12 protein-coding genes and 1 pseudogene are annotated in these 19751 nt (G+C 39.2%); 1 reads left to right on the forward strand and 12 read right to left on the reverse strand.

What is annotated here, in order from left to right; all coding sequences use genetic code 11:
• Nucleotides 1–12 precede the first annotated feature (12 nt).
• The 4 genes and pseudogenes from I7H67_RS16630 to I7H67_RS16650 form a co-directional block, all read right to left on the reverse strand.
• Nucleotides 13–1275, reverse strand: a pseudogene (locus I7H67_RS16630) (lipase family protein).
• Between the two features lie 37 nt (nucleotides 1276–1312).
• The gene (locus tag I7H67_RS16635; protein WP_198308365.1) at nucleotides 1313–3805 is read right to left on the reverse strand and encodes a TonB-dependent receptor plug domain-containing protein; all 2493 of its coding nucleotides are present in this window, start codon (nucleotides 3803–3805) and stop codon (nucleotides 1313–1315) included.
• Nucleotides 3806–3971: 166 nt separating this feature from the next.
• Nucleotides 3972–5804, reverse strand: a complete 1833-nt coding sequence (locus I7H67_RS16645; protein WP_198308367.1) for an ABC transporter ATP-binding protein — start codon at nucleotides 5802–5804, stop codon at nucleotides 3972–3974.
• Complete coding sequence (locus I7H67_RS16650) at nucleotides 5801–7612, reverse strand: ABC transporter ATP-binding protein (protein WP_198308368.1); 1812 nt, start codon at nucleotides 7610–7612, stop codon at nucleotides 5801–5803. The genes I7H67_RS16645 and I7H67_RS16650 overlap by 4 nt, the downstream gene beginning before the upstream one ends.
• A gap of 283 nt (nucleotides 7613–7895) precedes the next feature.
• On the opposite strand from I7H67_RS16650, the gene I7H67_RS16655 reads away from it, so the two are divergent.
• Complete coding sequence (locus tag I7H67_RS16655; RefSeq protein WP_198308375.1) at nucleotides 7896–8948, forward strand: ABC transporter substrate-binding protein; 1053 nt, start codon at nucleotides 7896–7898, stop codon at nucleotides 8946–8948.
• Nucleotides 8949–9266: 318 nt separating this feature from the next.
• Here I7H67_RS16655 and I7H67_RS16660 read toward each other — a convergent pair whose 3' ends face one another.
• From I7H67_RS16660 to I7H67_RS16695, 8 genes are read right to left on the reverse strand one after another with little or no spacing between them, the layout of a single operon-like run.
• The gene (locus tag I7H67_RS16660; protein WP_198308369.1) at nucleotides 9267–10532 is read right to left on the reverse strand and encodes an acyl-CoA dehydrogenase family protein; all 1266 of its coding nucleotides are present in this window, start codon (nucleotides 10530–10532) and stop codon (nucleotides 9267–9269) included.
• A 27-nt stretch (nucleotides 10533–10559) separates the two neighbouring features.
• Nucleotides 10560–12377, reverse strand: a complete 1818-nt coding sequence (locus tag I7H67_RS16665) for an ABC transporter ATP-binding protein (protein WP_198308370.1) — start codon at nucleotides 12375–12377, stop codon at nucleotides 10560–10562.
• 2 nt (nucleotides 12378–12379) lie between these two features.
• Complete coding sequence (locus I7H67_RS16670) at nucleotides 12380–13228, reverse strand: ABC transporter permease (protein ID WP_198308371.1); 849 nt, start codon at nucleotides 13226–13228, stop codon at nucleotides 12380–12382.
• Nucleotides 13225–14376 (reverse strand): ABC transporter permease, encoded by a 1152-nt coding sequence (locus I7H67_RS16675; RefSeq protein WP_103236519.1) that lies wholly within the window; start codon nucleotides 14374–14376, stop codon nucleotides 13225–13227. The genes I7H67_RS16670 and I7H67_RS16675 overlap by 4 nt, the downstream gene beginning before the upstream one ends.
• Nucleotides 14377–14381: 5 nt before the next feature.
• Entirely contained in the window at nucleotides 14382–15956 is a 1575-nt protein-coding gene (locus I7H67_RS16680; RefSeq protein WP_198308372.1) for an ABC transporter substrate-binding protein, read from the reverse strand.
• A gap of 10 nt (nucleotides 15957–15966) precedes the next feature.
• On the reverse strand, nucleotides 15967–17160 hold the full coding sequence (locus I7H67_RS16685; protein ID WP_198308373.1) for an LLM class flavin-dependent oxidoreductase: 1194 nt from the start codon (nucleotides 17158–17160) through the stop codon (nucleotides 15967–15969).
• A gap of 33 nt (nucleotides 17161–17193) precedes the next feature.
• Entirely contained in the window at nucleotides 17194–17904 is a 711-nt protein-coding gene (locus I7H67_RS16690) for a class II aldolase/adducin family protein (protein WP_000209266.1), read from the reverse strand.
• Nucleotides 17905–17917: 13 nt separating this feature from the next.
• Nucleotides 17918–18976 carry an ABC transporter substrate-binding protein gene (locus tag I7H67_RS16695; protein ID WP_198308374.1) on the reverse strand — a complete coding sequence of 353 codons (1059 nt, stop codon included), beginning with the start codon at nucleotides 18974–18976 and terminating at the stop codon, nucleotides 17918–17920.
• Nucleotides 18977–19751: the final 775 nt, after the last annotated feature.

The following is a 19751-nucleotide window of genomic DNA, read 5'->3' on the forward strand; positions in this document are numbered from 1 at the left end:
TTATTCCATCATTTATTGCAAATCAGGTTTACAAATAGCCTGAATTTTCTCTCCCACAATCACTTTTTTAGCAAACGGAATTGAATCTTTTAACGAGGCATTAACAGTTTCACTATGTCCTAAGCCATGATACAAATGACCTTCGACCACTGTACCTGCTTTACAAGCATCTGCCACCAGCTTCATTTGAGAACGAGCATCTGGAGTTCGGTCATTTGCCCCTGTCCCAATAAATAATGGATGACTAATTTTTAATGTAGGATAATAACCATAATCATTTGACTGTTTCTCTTGCAGTTTTTTATAGCTTGCCGGCGGATTAGGTTTATATGCTTGTGCTGGCGAAAGCCCTGCGGTTTGAATATCTCCCATAAAACTTGTTAAGCAGGCATTTCTTGCTTGTTCAACTAAAGGAGCAGCTTCAGGCGTGAAAATATCGTCTGTTTTAATTTCTGGATATAAACTTTGTGTCACTAAAAAACTATAGATGCCATAAGCCAGTGATGGGCTGACTTCGTAAGGATTTAACTTTAACTGATTTTTTTCAGGCGTTGCTTCAGGATCTTGATAAATCACGCCCGTACCAATTGAACCCTTAATATTTAAGTCAGGTGCGTACGTTGCCGAGTAGGAAGAAGCCGCAACAGCCCCAGCGCCTCCTTGTGATTGACCAACAATCACAAACTTATTGGCAAGTGGCAACTTGGTTTTTAAAGCAGCTCTGCCACTATCTAAAATACTATAAGCCAGCATTGGGTTATTAATTAACAAGTGCGGTCCTGCAACACCTAACCCTTCATAATCTGTGGCAACGACCGCAAATCCTTCTTTAAGCCAACGATTTAAATATTGTACATCTCGGTATGATCGTCCATTCCAAGACGGCGCACAAGCATCGGCCAAACCGACCGTACCATGCGCCCATAGCACCACTGGCCAACCTTCTTTCGGTGGTGTTCCTTTTGGTAAATGAATACTTCCTGAAACCACAATAGGTGTTTTGCTATCTTTACCACTCGTAGAACTGTAGAGAATCCGAATAGCCTGACTGTCATTTGCCAAACGAATATAAGGATTATGAATCGCTTCTGTTTTTTATAGTTTTCCAGCCTGTTCTGGAATAGCCGATTTCCATGTGTAAAACTCGGAAACTCGTCCATCTCCATATTTATCTTCAGGCGCTGGAGCTTGTTGAGCAGTCGCCAAACAACTTGAAGTTAACATCGTTGTGATTAAAGAAAACTTGCATAAAGTTGATAAAAAAGTATGTTGCATTGTTATTTACCTTAAAAACTGTCTCATCATTTTTGATTTAAAATTCGTAACTTACGCGGCCATATAAATACGTTCCAAATGCTCCTTCAGGCGCATTAAAACTATATTTGACAATATTGCCGACCGACGAATCTTTGGCTTGATCAGGATGGCTATTAAATAAATTGATTGCGCCTAAATTGAATTTTAGACCTTTCACAAATGCATCCGCTTTGTAGCCAATATCCAAATCTGCAATCCACTGTGGGTCAAAGGTTTGGTCTAGTGCAGTGTTGGTGTTATTTAAAGTGGTCCATTTATCGTAGCGACGGACTGCTGTATTCACGCTCCACGCTTGATTTGACCAAAGTGCGCCAAGCGTTAGCTTTGTCTTTGGTGCAGCAGACTCAATAAGGCTTTGTGTATTTCGTCCTGCAATGCTTGAAACAGGAATTCGATCACCTTTTGCGGTAATAGAATCTCTTGTTTCTGTAATTTCATTTTTGTTATATGCCAGACCTAGATTCAGATTTAACTTGCCATATTGTTCAATGTTTAAATCATGTTTAAGCGCGAGCTCTACGCCTTGGGTACGTGTATCTAATAAATTATTGAAGAACGCCACATTGGCAATATTTGAATACGCTGTATTGGCAAAGGCATTGGTAATTACACTTCCAGTAATATTGTCTGAAAGCAAAATACGATTTTTAATATCGATTTGATAAAGGTCTAAAGTTGCCGATGTATTGGTAAGAGGCTTCCAAACAAAACCTAAAGAATAATTCGTCGATTTCTCAGGTTTAAGAGAAGTTCCTCCAATGAGTAAAGCCGCCTCACTGCCTGCAACTAAAGTTCTTTGTTGAACATCTTGCCAACCTGAAGGGGTCTGCACAGTTTGTACGCTATAAGCCGAATAGCCCTGCTGTGCCAATGACGGCGCTCTATAGCCTGTATTTACTGAACCACGTACCGTAAATTTAGGTGATACATCATATTTAGCGAATAATTTTCCGTTTGTGGTCGAGCCAAAGTCTGAATATTTTTCACTTCGGACAGCGGCGCCCACATTCAAGTTTTTAATAATATCTGCTTCTAAATCTAGATAGACACCATAAACATCACGACTAATTTTTCGTTCATCTTGGTCTGTAATTCCAGCATATATCCCCGGAACACCAACGCCTAAAGTTGTGCTTGGATTGAAATATGGGCCGCGGGTATAGGCAATTGGATCACCTGCATTTTGCTTATATTGCTCCCAACGATATAAAACCCCTGTAGACAACGTGAGTGGGCTTGCGAACCAATCAATAGCAATATCACGGCTATAATCTAGCCCTGTATTTAATTGCGAAAAAATATTTTCGCCCAAGTCATAGTTTGAAGGAGAATTTGAGCCGTAACTTGGGTTAATGCCGTTGCCTTGCTCTGTGCTGACTTTATTTTGTCCATAGGTCGCATAAAGATCATATTTACCTGACTTCTGCTCTCCTTTTTTAACTCCAACTGTCGTTGCAAAATCATCTACAGTGACCAAGCTCAATGGCGAGCGTCCATCTGGATAACGTTCTTTAAAATAGCTAGATTGATTCAGTACTGTTTTGGTTGTTGGAGGCTCATAAAAGTTTTCCCCTATTGTTTTACGGTGTCCATAGCTACTAAAACCATACAGTGCAACGTCATCTGTCAAAGGCAAATCTAGATTGGCAGTCACATTGATTTGATCTTTTTGTTCGGGGGAGCCAAATTTCCACGTTCTATAAGGTGTATTTTGTTCTGTATATTGAGCCTTGGTTGAACCATCATAAAAAGTTCGCGTATCAGGTGCCGTGTTACTTGCAGCTTCACGGTTGCCTAAATCTAATGCAACCGTCAATGCACCATCATTAGGGAGTGCAAAACCTTTCCAAAGATTAACTTTATGTTGTTCACCATCTCCTTGAGTGTAGCCACCTGTTTGATAGCTTACGCCACCTCCATGATCTCGTGATTTCAAAATAATATTAACGACGCCGGCGATTGCATCTGACCCATATTGTGCCGCAGCACCATCCCGCAAGATTTCTATACGCTCAATCGCGCTCACTGGAATTAAACTTAGGTCAGTTACCGCTGCGCCTCTTCCACCTGCATAGGCTTGGCGGGTGAAATAAGCCGATGTATGACGACGTTTTCCATTAATTAAAATTAGAGTTTGATCTGCAGATAATCCTCTAAGTGCAATACTTGGCGGAACCGATGCCCCAAACCCACCTGCAGGAGAACTCGGTAAAGTCACCGAGGGAGACAATCGTGTTAACGCTGCTGCAAGATCAGTCGCACCAGTCTCTTGTAACTCTTTGTCAGTTAAAATATCAACGGGTGCAGGCGCATCAAGTGAGCTACTAATTGCTCGTCTAGAGCCTGTAACAACCACAGATTGTAATGTGATGGCATCCTCTTTCTCTGGCAAATTCTTTTGATCATTTGCCAAAGTAATTGAGGCAGTGAGTGTACTCAGTGCAAAAATTGAGGAGTGAAGAATGAATTGAGAAAAATATGTATGCATATTAGCTTCCTTAACGATCTAGACCGATATAGCAAAGCCGATGCCAAATATTTTGTTGTTTATTATCAATATGTTAAACTAGTTAAATAAAAGAATCATTGTTTAAATTTAAACAATGATTCAAAAAAATGTTTATAAAACTACAGTTGTTAAATTTGCAGATCGTTTAAACAAGTTGGTTTTGTAAATATGACTGATATAACTGAAAGTAAGCTGACTGCTGCTGTATTAACTGCTCATGCGGACCTTCTTCTACGACATGGCCATTTTCAATCACGACAATTTTGTCGGCCTCACGAATAGTACTCAGCCGATGTGCAATAACAATACAGGTTCTATTTTGGCATAAGCGTCTGAGCGCATATTGTATTTTTTGCTCGGTATAAATATCGATTGCTGAGGTGGCTTCATCTAGAATTAATATTTTAGGGTTTGCCAAATAAGCACGAACTAAACAAACAAGTTGCCTTTGTCCATGACTAAGATTTTTACCAAGCGCCCCAACTTCGGTTAAATAGCCTTGCTGCAGTTGTTGCAATATCTCATCTGCTCCTAAGTCTTCAATAACTTGGATAAGTTTCTGATCTGAAGCATCAGGTTGAACTAGACGTAAGTTATCTAAAATTGTTCCACTAAATAAAACATTATCTTGTAAAACAATACTCACATGCTGTCTTAAACTTGCAAGATGAATACTCTGTATTGGATAACGGTCTAGAAAAATTCCACCTTGCTGAGGTTCATAAAATCTCGTTAGTAACTGAACCATGGTGCTTTTGCCATGTCCTGTTGGCCCTACAATCGCAATTATTTTTCCAGCTTCAATGTCCAAATTAAAGTTTTGTAAAACAGGTTTGTGGGTATAGGCAAAATCTACAGACTGAAATCGAATATGACCATTCAAGTGTTCAAGCTTCACAGCATTCGGTTGTTCTTGAATCGTAGATTGAGTGTCTAAAAGTAAAAATATTCGTTGCGCACACGCTGCTCCATTTGCATAACGTTCAAATAAATCGGTCAGTTCCTGTAAGGGTGCTAAGAATAAAAACACATAGAAAATACTCTCTGCAAACTGCCCTATACTAATCATGCCATCACTATAAGCATAACTACCAATCACAATGAATCCGGCAGTAGCTAGAGTTGAAAGTAAACCTGTAAAGGGAGCAAACCAACTGGTTCGCTTGCTTCCATAAATAATAGAATTATTAAAGTCTTTTAATAATTCTTGATAACGAGATTGATTGGTTTCGGTGTAATTTAACTGCTGAATGATTTTTGCTCCATTTACTGTTTCAACCAAATGAGCAGTAAATCGACTGCGTTCCTCCGCAACTCGTCCCCAATGTTTTTGTGATGACTTTTTAAAAATAGCGGTCATACCAAATAAAATGGGTAGCGTCGCAAATAAGCACCAGAAAAATGGTGGATAGATATGCCAAAGCAGTACTGAAGCTAATCCACAACGTAAAATTGCCGAAAGTAACTCTGGTGGTCCTTGTATTAAAACAGGCTCTAGCGTTTCGACATCACGATCGGCCCGTGAAATAATCCTGCCAGCCTTGGTACGATCAAAATAGCCAATATTTAAACTTTGGATATGCTGAAATAACGAACGTCTTAAACCATTAATCACTTTCAAAGCTGCTCGGCCTGAAAGATATTTTGATACGCCCGCTAAAGCAAAACGACAAATCCAACTTAAGGTTAAAATGCTAATCGCAATGAATAAAACAGGCTGATTCAATACCATTTTTCCAGCAATGTGTTGAAAGCCCGAATCTAAAATATATTTCACCACCCAAGGCCGAACAAAAACGCTCATCACTTGTAAAATTTCTACTGCAATTAGAACTAGGAGCAAGTAACGGATGGGATAAACTAAAGGAATAAGTTTTTTTAGCATGCCTCTATGAATTGAGGTATTTGCCAAACTTTCTTCAATTTGTAGATCAGCTGATTTTGTAAATGGGCGGAAATTTTTAACACTGGTATTCATGCATCAATCTCCTGCTGCTCTAACTGAAAACCCATCAACTCTCGATAAAACAAACAATCTTGAACCAATTCAGCATGTGAGCCTTGGGCAATAATATGACCCTGATCAAGTACAATAACGCGATCAGATAAAGCAATCGTGGTTTGTTTATTAGAGTTAATAATGATTGTTTTCTTAAAATGGTTTCCATTATCAGACAGCGCTAATAGACGCTGTAAAACTTGTTTTTCTGTAGTCGCATCTAAGGCACTGGTAGAATCATCTAACGCTAAAATTGGCGAATTTTTTAAAATAGAACGGGCCAAGGCAAGTCGTTGTTTTTGTCCTCCAGACAAAGTAACGCCCTTGTCCCCAATCAACGTGTCTAAGCCATGATCAAGTCTTTGTAATAGTTCAGATGCAGAAGCTAAATGTAAAGCCTCTTTCATCTCTTGCTCAGTTGCATCTTGCTTAGCAACTCTTAAGTTATCTGCCAGTGTGCCACTAAAAAAGAAATTTTCTTGAGGAATGATCTGAACCAAATGTCGTAATTCAAATAGGCTTAAATCTTTAATATTCGTCCAGCCCATTTGCTCAGAGCCAATCAAAACTTGCCCTTCTGTCGGGTCAATAAACCGATTGAGTAAATTCATCAAAGTCGTTTTACCTGACCCCGTTTTACCGACAACAGTAACGACTTCACCTGCTCGAAATTCAACACTGCATTGCTTTAAAATATAATTTTTTGTTGTTTTATCCTGAAAGCTGACATTTTCTAATTTAATGCTTAACTCATCACGCGATTGCAACGTTAGAGGATATTGTTGATCTTCAATTGCGGACTTCTCATCTAACATTTGCCAGATTCTTGTCGCGGACGAACGCGCATCAGCGAAAATATGTAAGACCTGACCAATGCTTTCAATACGAAACACCAATAAATTTGCCATGAGTATCGCAGCTACAAACTGCCCCACCTGCAACTCGTTTTGGCCAATTAAATAAGCACCAAAGCCAATCACCCATAAATAAGAACACGCAATAATCACTTGAGGAATAGGCAAGCGTTTCGCACTTGTGCTTATGGTTTGAATAGAGTGATGAATAAATAGATCTACAGCATGATTAAAGCGCTGTAAAAGCTTCTCTTCGAGTTGAAAAGCTTTGACTACCCGAATTCCATTCACGCTTTCTGCTAAGGTATCGCTAACTTTTTCGTAGGCAGATGCGACTTGGTGATCTAGCACCACCAATTGATTGGTCAGTTTAAATAGGACACAAAGCCCTAAAAAAATAAATAATAAAGGGACTAGGCCGAGCCAAGGATGATACCAACACAAGAGTCCAACAGTTACCGACACAACAAGACTTGACTCAAACACTTGCCGCCAAAAATTGATGAGCGCTTCTTTTAATTTATCTGAATCACGTGTTGTTCGAGATAATACTTCTCCTAACCCATGTTTCCAGTACCATGAAACATCTAAATGCTGTACTTGGGAAAAGATTCTTTCTCTTAAAATACTTAGTAGTTGCTGACCAATGCTTAAAGCACTTAACCCTGCCATATACTGAACAACTGCCCTAATGCCAGCAATACTCGCAAGTAGAATAAACCAAAACCATGGGTTTAAAGGATCAGAAATAGCATGCTGAAATAAGGTTTCTCGCTCACTGTGTTTTAAGGTATCAATCGCATGTCCGATTGAATATTGTTGGAGTGCTAACCCTATATTTGCAATCACAAATAAGGTAGCCGTCAATAAGAAACGAAATGGCATAAAACGGTATAAAGCCAAACTTCGTAATAATGGATAATTTTTAAACATAAAAGACAGTAAAAATTTAAGATTCCGTTTTATTGCGAGATTCATGCCAAATTAATGATCTCTAAAAAGATTTTAAATTATTGTTTTATATTCATTTTATAGTTCACTATTTATGGGGGTGTTGTTTTTAAAACACTAGCGTAAATGATTTGCTGTAATCGCAACAAAATTTGATATATCAACATCACAAAAAAAGATATTAAAAATAATTTATAAATATCAATAAATTAATAAATGGCATCAATTTTGCTTTAAAGCATAAAAACCACAAAAGGATGTCATGATGACAACACTTCAAACTCAACCATTAAACACACTTTGGTATACACGCTGCCCTGTACCAACAGGCTTAGGTATTTCAATTCAAAAAGGTTGGCTCAAAGAAAAGTTTGATGAACAACAGATTGAAATCAAATCAATTCGAGAATCAAACTCCAAAGATATTCGAAACTCTCATTTTAACCATACCCTTGCCAACTCAGTTCGACATGGTGGCAGTATTCCTGCAATCTGGGCATATGCATCTGGTCAAAAAACGAAAGTAATTGGCTTATCTTGGGCTGATGAAGTTCAATTGTTATTAACGCGCTACGATTCAAACATCAAAACTGTTGCCGACCTAAAAGGCAAACGTTTTGGTATTCCCCTAAATCAAGATGCAATTATTGATTTCTCGCGTGCACAGGCGATTCGTGGGTTAGAAAATGCCTTAAAAACAGTAAATCTGGAGGTGAGCGATCTTGAATTAGTTGATTGTTTACGAGCAGATATTTTAACAGCACAGCAACAACAGCCAGAAGAAAATGATTCTAGTTTTTATGGCAATCGCAATAAAATCAATGCAAGTGCAGAGATCGTGGCATTAATTAAAGGCGATGTCGATGCCATTTTTCTAAAAGGTGCTCACGCTGCGCAAATCGCTCATGATTTCGCCCTGCATACCATTATTGATATTGGATCACATCCAGACCCTATTCTACGCTCTAATAATGGAACACCAAGAACACTAACAGTCGATGAAGATTTTCTAACACAATATCCAGAGCAAGCCCAATCAATTGTCGATGCTGTTTTACAAGCAGAACAATGGGCACATGCACATGCCGATGAAACCCATCGTTATTTGGCAAAAGAATGTAATAGTAGTGAGCAATGGGTACATGCTGCTTATGGTGCAGACGCACATCTGAAACTCAACACTAACTTTGATGAGATTTCTATTGTTGCTTTACAAGACCTGAGTGACTTTCTCTATCGCTGGAACTTTATTCCTACACAGATTAATGTTCGTGAATGGCTGGCGCAGGATATTTCTATTCAAGCTCAAGTAGCGTAACAATACAAAAAGGTTGTCGTGATGACAACCTTTTTTACAACTCGATTTTATTAATTAAGCTGAGTCCGACAAGAAATATGATACTCGGAAACGTCATCAGCAACCTGCCTAATTTACGTAAGATAATGTTTCTACGATACATTTGAAACAAATCCAAAAAATGAACAGGTTTTGCTGATGACAATGGTTTTGCCTACTTTTGTCGAAACAAAAGTAGGTCGAGCCGACGGCTTAACCTGAAATTGGATGAGAACTTGGCAAGATTCCACCAAGATATTTTCTTCAATAAGTTATAGAAATATTTAAGTCGAACTCAGTTTAATTAAATTTAGTCACATTTTCCGCCTGTTTCTTCAGAAGCACTGAGTTGTATTCTCCTGGTGGAATATTATTTAAATAATAATTTCCAACATGATAGAGTCTCCAGCGAATTGGATCATGCGTGGTGTGGGTTCGTGCATTTCGCCAGAAGCGATCTAGATTCCATTTCGATAAGGTTGAACTTGCTCCGAGTAATCCAAAAATTTCACTCGAAATTTTTAAAGATGCATGATCAGACTGACTTCGTGTAGCAGCAACCGATAAAATCAGTTCAGTTTGTAAGTCTTCATCTTCGACATTTGCCAAATGCTGTTCAAAAATCTGTGCTGAACGATCTAACAATGCCTCAGCCGAACGGACCAAAACAGCAAACTCACCAATTTGTTTAATAATATGAGATTCATGTGTAGGTGAATCGACGCCACTTTCCACCCAAGGTCGAGCATGATGTTGTAAATAATCAATCCCGCCCTGTAATGCCCCTTTGGCAATTCCTGTGTCCATTGCAGCGTGTAGAATTTGAGGCCAAGTGAGTCCTGTACGTAAAACAGTGCCTAAACCACCTGTATTTCGCTTAGCAACATAACGTTCATCAACAACCACATCTTTAAAATTAACAGTGCCACTGACGCTATTATTTTGTCCCATTGCATCCCAGTCATCGAGCAACTCTACTCCCTGTGTATCTCGATGAATTAAAATTGAGACTGGTCCATCATCACTACCCGCAAATAAAGAAATCCATTCTGCGAGTAAAGAGCCTGTAGAATAAAACTTACTGCCATTTAAAATTAATTGTCCTTCTGCATTTCGTTCTACACGTGTTTTATGCTGAAACTTATCTTTGCCTCCCACTTCTGCAAGTGCATTGCCCAAACGTTTTCCACTTAAGATATCACCCAGTAACTGATCACGAATTTCATCGTCATAGCCAGTTAAAATTCCTCGGAACATAGTGAAGTGAATTTGTAATAACTGCCCTACACCACCATCGGCAGATGAAATAATTTTCACCACATTGACCAATGTTGAAATACTGGCACCTAAGCCCCCAAATTGCTTAGGTACAATAATCGAGGTTAAACCAGCTTCTGAAATTAAACGCGCCTGATCATAAGGTACTGTCTTGTTATAACTTGGATCTCGAGCAAATTGATTCAGTTGATCTGCCACCTCTTTTGCAATCTCAAGTGCTTCTTGCTCGCTTTGAATATGTCTTACGCTACCTAATTCTAAAAAACTGTGTTGGTTAATATCGTTCATTTTTAACTCCGAAAAATCTGTTCTTTTTTATGCGCTAACTTCAAGTACGTTGTTTTTAAACAAGCTTGGCGCATGTGTAAGCAAAGTTTTGGTATATATATGTTGAGGATGACTGAGTACTTGGTCTGTTTCACCGTATTCAACAATATGTCCATTTTTTAATACGGCGACCCGATCGGCGATTGCACGAACAACCCCTAGGTTATGAGTCACAAATAATAAGGTCACACCTTGCTGCTGAAGGTCTTGTAGCAGTTTCAAGATGGATGCCTGAACGGAAACATCCAAAGCAGAGGTAATCTCATCACAAATCAAAACATCAGGTTGGCACAGCAAAGCTCGCGCGATCGCTACGCGTTGTCTCTCCCCACCCGATAAATCTCTAGGATAGAGTTCTTGAACTTGTAGAGGCAGAGAGACTTGTTTAAGGACCTGTGTGACTTTTTCTATGGCTTCTTGTCGAGATGCTCCAAAGAAATGCTGCACGACTTTAATTAAGGTCTGACCAATCGTATGCGCTGGATTCAAGGCTTTATAAGGGTTTTGAAAGATATATTGCAGTTTATGTCGTTGCTGCAAATGACGTTGTTGCCCACGCAACGACAAGACTTCATCTGCTAAGGTAATTTGTCCATCTGCATTTTCATTCAAGCCAGCAATGACACGCGATAATGTTGTTTTTCCTGAACCCGATTCACCAACCAATGCTAAACATTCGCCTTTTTTGAGTTGAAATGAGATATCAAAAAGAGCCTGTTGCTGCCCATACCATGCATTAATATGTTCAACTTTTAGCAGTGCTTCTCGATCAGTTCCTCGTTCAATAACCTGATGATCAATCTCTTTAAAATTAATCACGCCAACATGATCCGAATGGTGACAAGCAACAAAATGCGGGTCAAACTCATCTTTTAATTGAGTTAATTCAGGTTGTTTTTGACGGCATATGTCTGTGGCGAAAGTACAACGTACTGCAAAAGCACATCCCGCTAGACGTTCATTTGGTGAAGGTGCATGTCCTTCAATTGGAGATAAATATTTACGAATGGCCACATCGGGAATGGCGTTAAGTAAACCTTGCGTATAAGGGTGTTTAGGGGTTTCAAATAGTTGGGTTAATACCGCATCTTCAGCAATTCGCCCTGAATATAAAACAATCACCCGATCTGCAATGTCTTTTACAACCGTTAAGTCATGCGATACATAAATAGCAGCAACATTATATTCGCGGCATAATTTACGAATGATGTTCAATACTAAAGTCTGCGTCGTCACATCTAAGGCGGTAGTTGGCTCATCTAAAACAATTAAACGTGGCTGTAGCAAAAACGCCAAGGCCAGTAAAATTCGTTGTTGTTGTCCACCTGAAAGTTGATGAGGATAACGCTTTAGAAATAGCTCATCATGCGGCAATCCCACTTCATTTAAAATTTTGGCTACTTTCTGGTATTTTTCAGCGCTCGATAACTGTGCCTGATGGACTTCTAATAGTTCAAATAAATGTTGTCCAATACTTAATGCCGGGTTGAGTGCTGTTCCAGGATCTTGGGCGACATGACTAATTTTATAACCACGAACCTGACGCAAAGCATGATCATCTAAACTGAGAATATCTTCATCATCCAGTTCAATTGTGCCTTGAATAATCTTGGCACCATGTCGTGCATAGCCCAATAAGGCACTCGATAATGTCGTCTTACCAGAACCACTTTCTCCGACCAGCCCTAGAACCTCACCTTCTCTCAAGCTAAATGAAATATTAGAAACGATATGATTGCCAGTGTTTACCAATGCCACGGTTAAGTCTGTTACGGTCAATACTGTATTTTTAAATGTATTTGCCATGTTTATTTTTCCTCAATCCGGGCTGCTGCACGTCCAACGCCTTCTGCCAATACATTCGTTCCGAGTGCAAACAAAGCAATTAAAATGACAGGAGCAAACACGGCCCATGGTTGAACTAATAAACCAGCGCGATTTTCATTAATCATGAGCCCCCAATCTGCTGCTGGAGGTGCCACACCATAACCAAGAAAAGCCAAACCTGATAACATGCCCACAGCCCATGTCAGCATCACCCCAAGATGAATAAGTAAAGGCGTCAACATATTGGGTAAAATTTCACGAAATAAAATATAGGTTTTTGAATAACCAAGAATTCGGGCAGCTTCGATATATTCCTGTTCCACTAAATTAAGTGCAACGCTTCGTGCAAGACGTACGACTCCAGGAATAAAAGCAATTGAAACCGTTAAAACGATGAGCCAAGGCTGTCGACCTAACATCGAAACAATAAGTAAGACCAAAATAAGATCGGGAAAGGCCATAAAAACATCAGTCAGCCAAGTCACGAACTGATCAATCTTATTTCGGGCAAAAGCAGCTAATATGCCTAAACTAGAACCAATCACTAATGCGACCAAACTGGCAGCCAGCGTCATCCAGATAATTGAAGCACCGCCAGCAAGTACACGTGACCAAACATCATGACCAATATAGTCATAACCTAAAAATGATTTTCCCTCGGGTGGTCCATAAGTCATACCAACCAATGCCGTGGGTTCAAATGCAACAAATAACGGTCCAACCAGTGCGAAAACTAAAACTAAAGCAGTGACTACAAATCCAAAACGTACTTGTCTTTCACGAATTAATGTTTGAAAAAAGTTTCTTTGGTACCAATGAAGTGAGCTCATTTCCCACCTCCTTGCTGAATATTCTTTAAAGCATTGCGACGATCGACAGGTTTTACCGTAATTGGTCGGCCAGACTTCCATAAACGTAATGCCTGACGTCGGCCTGGCGAACGTGCTTTATGTCTTTTTGCAGTTCGTATTTTTGGTGTGAGTAAAGTCGTGATTAAATCTGCAATTAAATTAACAACCACCACACAAATGGTGAGCAATAAAACGATTGCTTGAATGGTCGGGATATCCCTCATTTCGATTGCTGCATTGAGCGCATTACCAATACCGGGATAACTGAAAACCACCTCAATAATGAGCGCACCACTCAATAGAACTCGTATGGTCAATGCTGTACCCTGCACCACAGGAACCAATGCATTAGGTAAAACATGTTTCCAAATAATCCGGCGCTCAGGAATACCTCGCAGTCGCGCAGAGGTTACATATTCTGACTCTAGGGCATCAATCATGGAACCACGTACTAAACGCATCAGATATGGAATGAGTGATAAAGCTAAAGTTAAAATTGGTAAAATTAAAAATTCTAGCTGGCTATAAGGCGACTCATTAGGAATCAGCAACGATGCCGCTGGTAATATATGTAAAACCGATGTTGAAAAAAACATCATTAACCAAATCGCAATAACAAACCCTGGTACCGCTTTAAACACAATAGAGCTAGAGACAATAATACGATCGAGTTTGCTATCGCGATGAAGCGAGAGCCACACACCTAACACGACTGAAATCGGTACAGTAACGACAATCACGAGGCTCGTGAGTGCAACTGTATTACCAAAATAATTCTGAATAATTTCTAAAACAGGCACATTGGAATCAATCGAGCGTCCAAAATTACCTTGCAACAATTGACTCAACCAATGCCAGTATTGAAGCAATATCGGATCATTTAATCCCAATTGTTCACGAAGTATTTGTACCGTCGCTTCAGGTGCTTCTGGTCCTAAAATGACACGAGCCGGGTCAGATGGAAGAGCTTGTGTCGCAATAAAAACAATGAGACTAATAACAAATACAACCAATACCCCTGACACCAAACGTGTCAAAAACCAAGGTAACCATGCAGGAAATTCAAATGACTTGGCAATTGTTGGTTGTTGAATAGATGCTTCTATTTTGCTGGATTGAATTGTCATATCGGTTACCCTCTACGCCAGAATTCATCTGTACGCCACGCAGCAAAACCAGTGCGATCAGGCGTTACACCACCAATTTGGTTCGAATGTGCATCAAGGACATTATTAAAGCCCCAAATGAGTAAACCACCTTGCTCATGCTGAATATGCTGTGCTTCATGAACAAGAACTTTTCGTTTTTCCAAATCGGGTTGTTGCAATGCTGCATGCACTAGTTCCGTAAAACGCTCATTCTTAAAACGAGTTTTATTATTTGCCGCACCTGGCCCATCAATTTGCAAGACTGTTAATAAGAAAGGACGTGAAACGTTCGAGCCTGTACTAAATGCCCAATCTTGTTTTACTGCCTCCGCAAAAGTAGCAGCCTCAACCTGTTTAACATTAACAATGACACCGGCCTGAGCAGCATGTTGAGCAAAAACTAATGCGGCATTGCTGTCTGGGCCTGTATATAAATCGACTGTTAAACTGTTATTAAAACCAGCTTCTTTGAGTAGCGATTTTGCTTTATTTAAATCTTGCTTGCGCTGAGCAATACTGTGGTCATATACAGGATCGCTAAACGAATAAAGGTCATTTGCAACTCGTCCTTGCCCAGCTAAAGCCCGTTTGACCAAATCGTCTCTATTAGCAATCAGTCTAAAAGCTTGTCGTACCCGAGGATCATTGAACGGCGCTTTAGACGTATTCATATCAAATGATTGCCAAGCATCGGTTTCCGATGAAACGAGATTTAGCCGTTTATTAGATTGAATTAAAGCAATATGCTCAGCACTTACTCCAGATGCAATATCAATTTGACCAGATTGCAAAGCAGCAAGACGTCCTGTCTGATCCTTAAAATCAATAATTTCAATTGCATCAGCATATGGTTGATTTTCTTTCCAGTAATTTTCAAAACGTACGAAACGTGAACGCTGACCAGGTGTAAAACTTTCAAGCTTAAAGGGACCAGCACCAACTACATTTTTAACTGGGTCGTAGTCTGTAGGAACAATACCACCCCAGCTCATCCATGCTTCTGGTAAAGCAACCAATCCCTTTCCTTGAGAAAAAGGAATTTCAACGGTGTATTCATCGCGCTTTTTAATTGCATCTCTTTGCAAAGAGTAAAGATAAGCTGCAAATGGTGAGGCAAGTTTGGGGTCGGTTAATCGCCGTAAAGAGAAAATAACATCATCGGCTGTAATGGTTTTACCGTGGTGAAATTCGAGTCCTTTTTTTAGACGAATGGTCCATTTCGTTCCATCATTATTGGGTTCAGCAAATTCAGCAAGGGCAAGTTTTGGCTGAATATCTCTTCCCCATTCCCATAACTTTGCATATAAAGGCCAGCCTCTAAACGCACTGGACATACCAATAGGTTTATGTGCATCTAAATTGCCTGCTTGGTTACCATTGATCACTCCAATTTTGATAACACCACCTTTTTTCGGCGTATCATTTTGAGGTGAAGCGGCAGTAGCGCTTTCAGACGATGAAGAGTCGGGCTTAGAACATCCTATAAGGCTAATTGCAGCAAAAGCGCCAACACCTAATCCCGTCTGTTTAATGAGTTCTCTACGTGTAATTTTATTCATGCCTTCTCCCTTAAACCACGACTTCTTGATTCAAGAGGGAATCAATGGATGAATTTCTATTGAGCTTAGGTAACTCAAAACCATGATCTAGCTCTAATAATGGGAACAATAAATCTGCTACCCGATAGGCTTCTCCAATTAACGGAAACCCAGACAAGATAAAGGCTGATACACCATAGCTTTCGTATTCTTTAATCCGTTTGGCAATATTTTCAGCACTACCAACTAAGGCAGTTCCTGCGGCTGGGTTTAAAATATCGAAACCAAATAAAGATGGACCAGTCCAAACATTAGGATAAATTTCAAAATCTTTAGCTTGAGGCAAAACACCTCGACGTAATTGTTCTAAGTTCTTTTGAATAGATGGGTTGTTGCTTTGATAACTCTCAAAACTTTCATTTGGAGGAAGCTGTCGTTTAACAGCTTCAATTGCATAATTTACATCAATCTTGTCAAGTAACGACTGAGCATATTGCCAAGCCTCTTCTTCTGTTTCCCGAACAATAATTTGTAATCGAGTACCAAATTCTAAAGTTCGGCCAATTTTTGCTGCCTCAGCCGCAACCTTGCTAAACTTTTCTCCAAGTAACGGCGGTGTATTCGCAAAACTCAAATATACATCTAATAATTCAACAGAATGCTGAACGCCTTTGGCAGAAGTTCCTGCTCCCCACAAAGGAACACCTTGTTTTTGAGTTGGACCACGCCATTTGGACATTGGCGATCCGCCCTCTGAGCGTGGAGCAATTTTAATAAACTCGCCCTCAAATCCAGAGGTATCACCTAAGTAGTTTTGTTGAAATGCATTCCAGTATTCTTTACTAAAGTCATAACGTTCATCATGAGTATAGTGAATGCCTAAAGCTGCCAAACCCTTATCATTTCCATTAACGACATTAAATAACAAACGCCCTTTAGAAAATGCATCAAAAGTTTGCGCATATTTTGCCAAAATTGCTGGCTGGACTTCTCCGGGATGTTGGGCAACCAGAAACTTTAAACGTTCAGTAAATGGAATTAAACTTGCAGCAACAGCAAGTGTCTCATACTCACTTGTACCCATGAGTGAACCGTAAAAACCAAGTCGATCTGCGGTAATCGCAATCTGTTGCAAGTGTTCATAATCGGTATCCCACCGCCCAGATTCCAACCAAGGATATGGTCCATCTGGAGAAGTGAGATACCATAAAAGTTTTACAGCCATAGTATTCTCGATCTTTATTTTTTAAATCTTTATCTAATTCAGGGGAAGTAAGCCCAGCGATTTTGCTTTTTCAGTCAATCCGCTCATTTTCCATTGCTGATGTAAAACCCCTTGCCCGTATTCTCGGCTGCCACCGACTAATTCAGCGAGCAGCTGAATTTGAGCACCTTCTTCAAGCAATAAAATAAATTCAGCAGTTTCCTGTAGTCCTTGGCGTCCCCATACAGTCGCTCCGCCATTGGCTTCTAAGATGGCCCGATGTTCAATATCAACTTTGAGCTGATCTAAAATAAAATCCACTTCAGCTTGACGGCGATCAATATAAATCGGCAACTCTTTAAACAAATGAAAGCGTTGAACAGGCACATAACGAATCGGTAAAGTGCGATGGGTTTGAGCCCAAGCGCCTAAATTCGGCGCATGTACATGAGATATTGTGGTGACATCTGCATGCTCTTTAAAAAGCTTGTTATAGCGGCCACCTGCACTTTTTCTTCCCAATAAAACTTCACCATCAATTGTCTCCACCAATACTTTGCTTTTTTTATCTTTAGACCACGGTCCTGCATAGTTAAAAGTGACTAAGGTATTTTCAGGTCCACGCTCAACAAAATTAACGGTTCCGTTTGCAGTAATTGTTCTTGTTTCACGGAAGACTTCAAAAGCAAATTCCGCTTTTTCACGATTCAATTCGATAAAGTCATTGAGTTCACGAGACAATGGCGTTTGAATAAGTGTTGTCATGATCAAATCCTCTTTAAAATTTTTTATTTTGACGACGTTTTAAAACTTCGAGTAAAGGACGATGATCAACCCATGTTTCAATATCGACATCGCGCTCTAAGAAGCCATGCAACCAAAGAAAATCTTTTTGTTGTTTTAAAAGCTCTAAACGCTCTTCACTTAATGACGGATGTAAAGACTTATGAAAATTATTTCGATAGGCTGTCGCAACACTCTCTGCCCCTGCAATCGTTTCATCTTCTAAAATGACCAAGACCTCATCTAAGTGATCTTGTGCCCAATCGGCTGTATCAAACAATTCTTCAAGAAAATCGACCACCACATCAAAGTGATCTTCTAATAAATCTTCATGGACCGTAATGGGACGAGGTGTACCGTTATTAACACGAGAAGTCACATCTTCAAATTTATCTAAATCAATCCCAACTTTAAGGCCGCGTTTAGTTGCAGCTTCAACAGCAGATGCTCCCTTTACATACACAGCATCAACTTCACCTGTAATTAATGCGTCTAGACCTGACCAATACGTACTCGCATCACGATTCTCTTTAGATCCTGCACGCTCAGGTACTTCAATAAAATTCACATCTCTGAAAGTGAGATTGGCAAGTTGTAAAGCACCACGAATACCTTGCAATGACATAGCTCTAAAAATACTGCCAGCACGTTTGTCAGCGTATTCTGGTAAAGCAACTTTCACATTTTTTAAATGCTCTGGATGGCTAATATCAGAATCAGGTCGCACAATAATGACTTGCCACTCATCAATCCAAGTCAATCCAATGAGTCGGCTTGGCGCGCCTTCAGAGCGTGCAGCTAATGCAGGTACATTTCCACCTTCTCGGAACAAAGCTGGCAATTGGTGATCAAAATGATGAACCGATAAACCTTTACGCGCATCTTGCAAGACGGCAACATCAATGCCGTGCTTTTCAAACTTTTTAACTAAAGTACCGCGTTTTAATGAAATACCTGTTGCTGTAGGTACTGGACATCGAGTGACCCAAATTTCAGACAGGATGTTTTTTACAAATTCTTTAGAATTTTCTTTTTTATCTACTACAAGTGACATACGGATTCCTTAGGATAATTCCACTTTCATCACTTGCATTGAGCAGCTTTTATGCCAATTTAATTTATTATTTATTTTCAATTGTTTAAGCAAAAATAGCAGGATTGGAAATGTTTATATTTCATCATTTTTCAATGCCACTGTTGTTTTATCAACAGTTACTTCAGGCAAACATAACTTCTAAAATGCAAAAATATACAATCAGCTATTTTAGTACCTGCTGGAATCCAGCTTGAAGCTTTAGTACATGGCCGAAATAAGCTTGATAACGATGTCGCTAAAATGAATATTTCTTTATTCAGATAGTTATAGAACTTAACTAAATGTTGTCTGCCTGCAAATAAGTCTACGACCAAACTTCTATAACTCTAAAGCTAGATAAATATGCATTATGCTTCTATCTCAAATAGTGCACTTCTTTTAAATAATTTTTAAAGATGTCGCGTTTAAACATTGCTACTCTTTTCTCTAGTTCATATTTCTAATAGATATTGTTCAGTCTTAAAAAATCGTACATATTTAAATTGTAGTTATAAAAATATATTTCACGCCTCAATATATTGAAAAAGTGTGATGGGTTTCAATATATTTGCGTTGCGTAATAATTTTTAATAAATAAAGCGTAATTAATTTTTAATTTATTTCTGATAAAGTTAAATTAGTCACATTTTAAATAAAATTGGTATCTTATTCCTCTGTAGTAATTTTGCAATATAAATATTAGAGGTAAAATAATAAATTACATATTTATTAAATATTTAATTATATATCATAT

Origin of the sequence: Acinetobacter sp. ACIN00229, from assembly GCF_016106645.1 — a bacterium.
In the GTDB taxonomy this organism is placed as follows: domain Bacteria; phylum Pseudomonadota; class Gammaproteobacteria; order Pseudomonadales; family Moraxellaceae; genus Acinetobacter; species Acinetobacter oleivorans.

Bases quoted from the DNA above. Each gene is read 5' to 3' on its own strand.
- I7H67_RS16635 (WP_198308365.1), bottom strand. From the start codon at position 3,805: ATGCATACATATTTTTCTCAATTCATTCTTCACTCCTCAATTTTTGCA.
- I7H67_RS16645 (WP_198308367.1), bottom strand. From the start codon at position 5,804: ATGAATACCAGTGTTAAAAATTTCCGCCCATTTACAAAATCAGCTGAT.
- I7H67_RS16650 (WP_198308368.1), bottom strand. From the start codon at position 7,612: ATGTTTAAAAATTATCCATTATTACGAAGTTTGGCTTTATACCGTTTT.
- I7H67_RS16655 (WP_198308375.1), top strand. From the start codon at position 7,896: ATGACAACACTTCAAACTCAACCATTAAACACACTTTGGTATACACGC.
- I7H67_RS16660 (WP_198308369.1), bottom strand. From the start codon at position 10,532: ATGAACGATATTAACCAACACAGTTTTTTAGAATTAGGTAGCGTAAGA.
- I7H67_RS16665 (WP_198308370.1), bottom strand. From the start codon at position 12,377: ATGGCAAATACATTTAAAAATACAGTATTGACCGTAACAGACTTAACC.
- I7H67_RS16670 (WP_198308371.1), bottom strand. From the start codon at position 13,228: ATGAGCTCACTTCATTGGTACCAAAGAAACTTTTTTCAAACATTAATT.
- I7H67_RS16675 (WP_103236519.1), bottom strand. From the start codon at position 14,376: ATGACAATTCAATCCAGCAAAATAGAAGCATCTATTCAACAACCAACA.
- I7H67_RS16680 (WP_198308372.1), bottom strand. From the start codon at position 15,956: ATGAATAAAATTACACGTAGAGAACTCATTAAACAGACGGGATTAGGT.
- I7H67_RS16685 (WP_198308373.1), bottom strand. From the start codon at position 17,160: ATGGCTGTAAAACTTTTATGGTATCTCACTTCTCCAGATGGACCATAT.
- I7H67_RS16690 (WP_000209266.1), bottom strand. From the start codon at position 17,904: ATGACAACACTTATTCAAACGCCATTGTCTCGTGAACTCAATGACTTT.
- I7H67_RS16695 (WP_198308374.1), bottom strand. From the start codon at position 18,976: ATGTCACTTGTAGTAGATAAAAAAGAAAATTCTAAAGAATTTGTAAAA.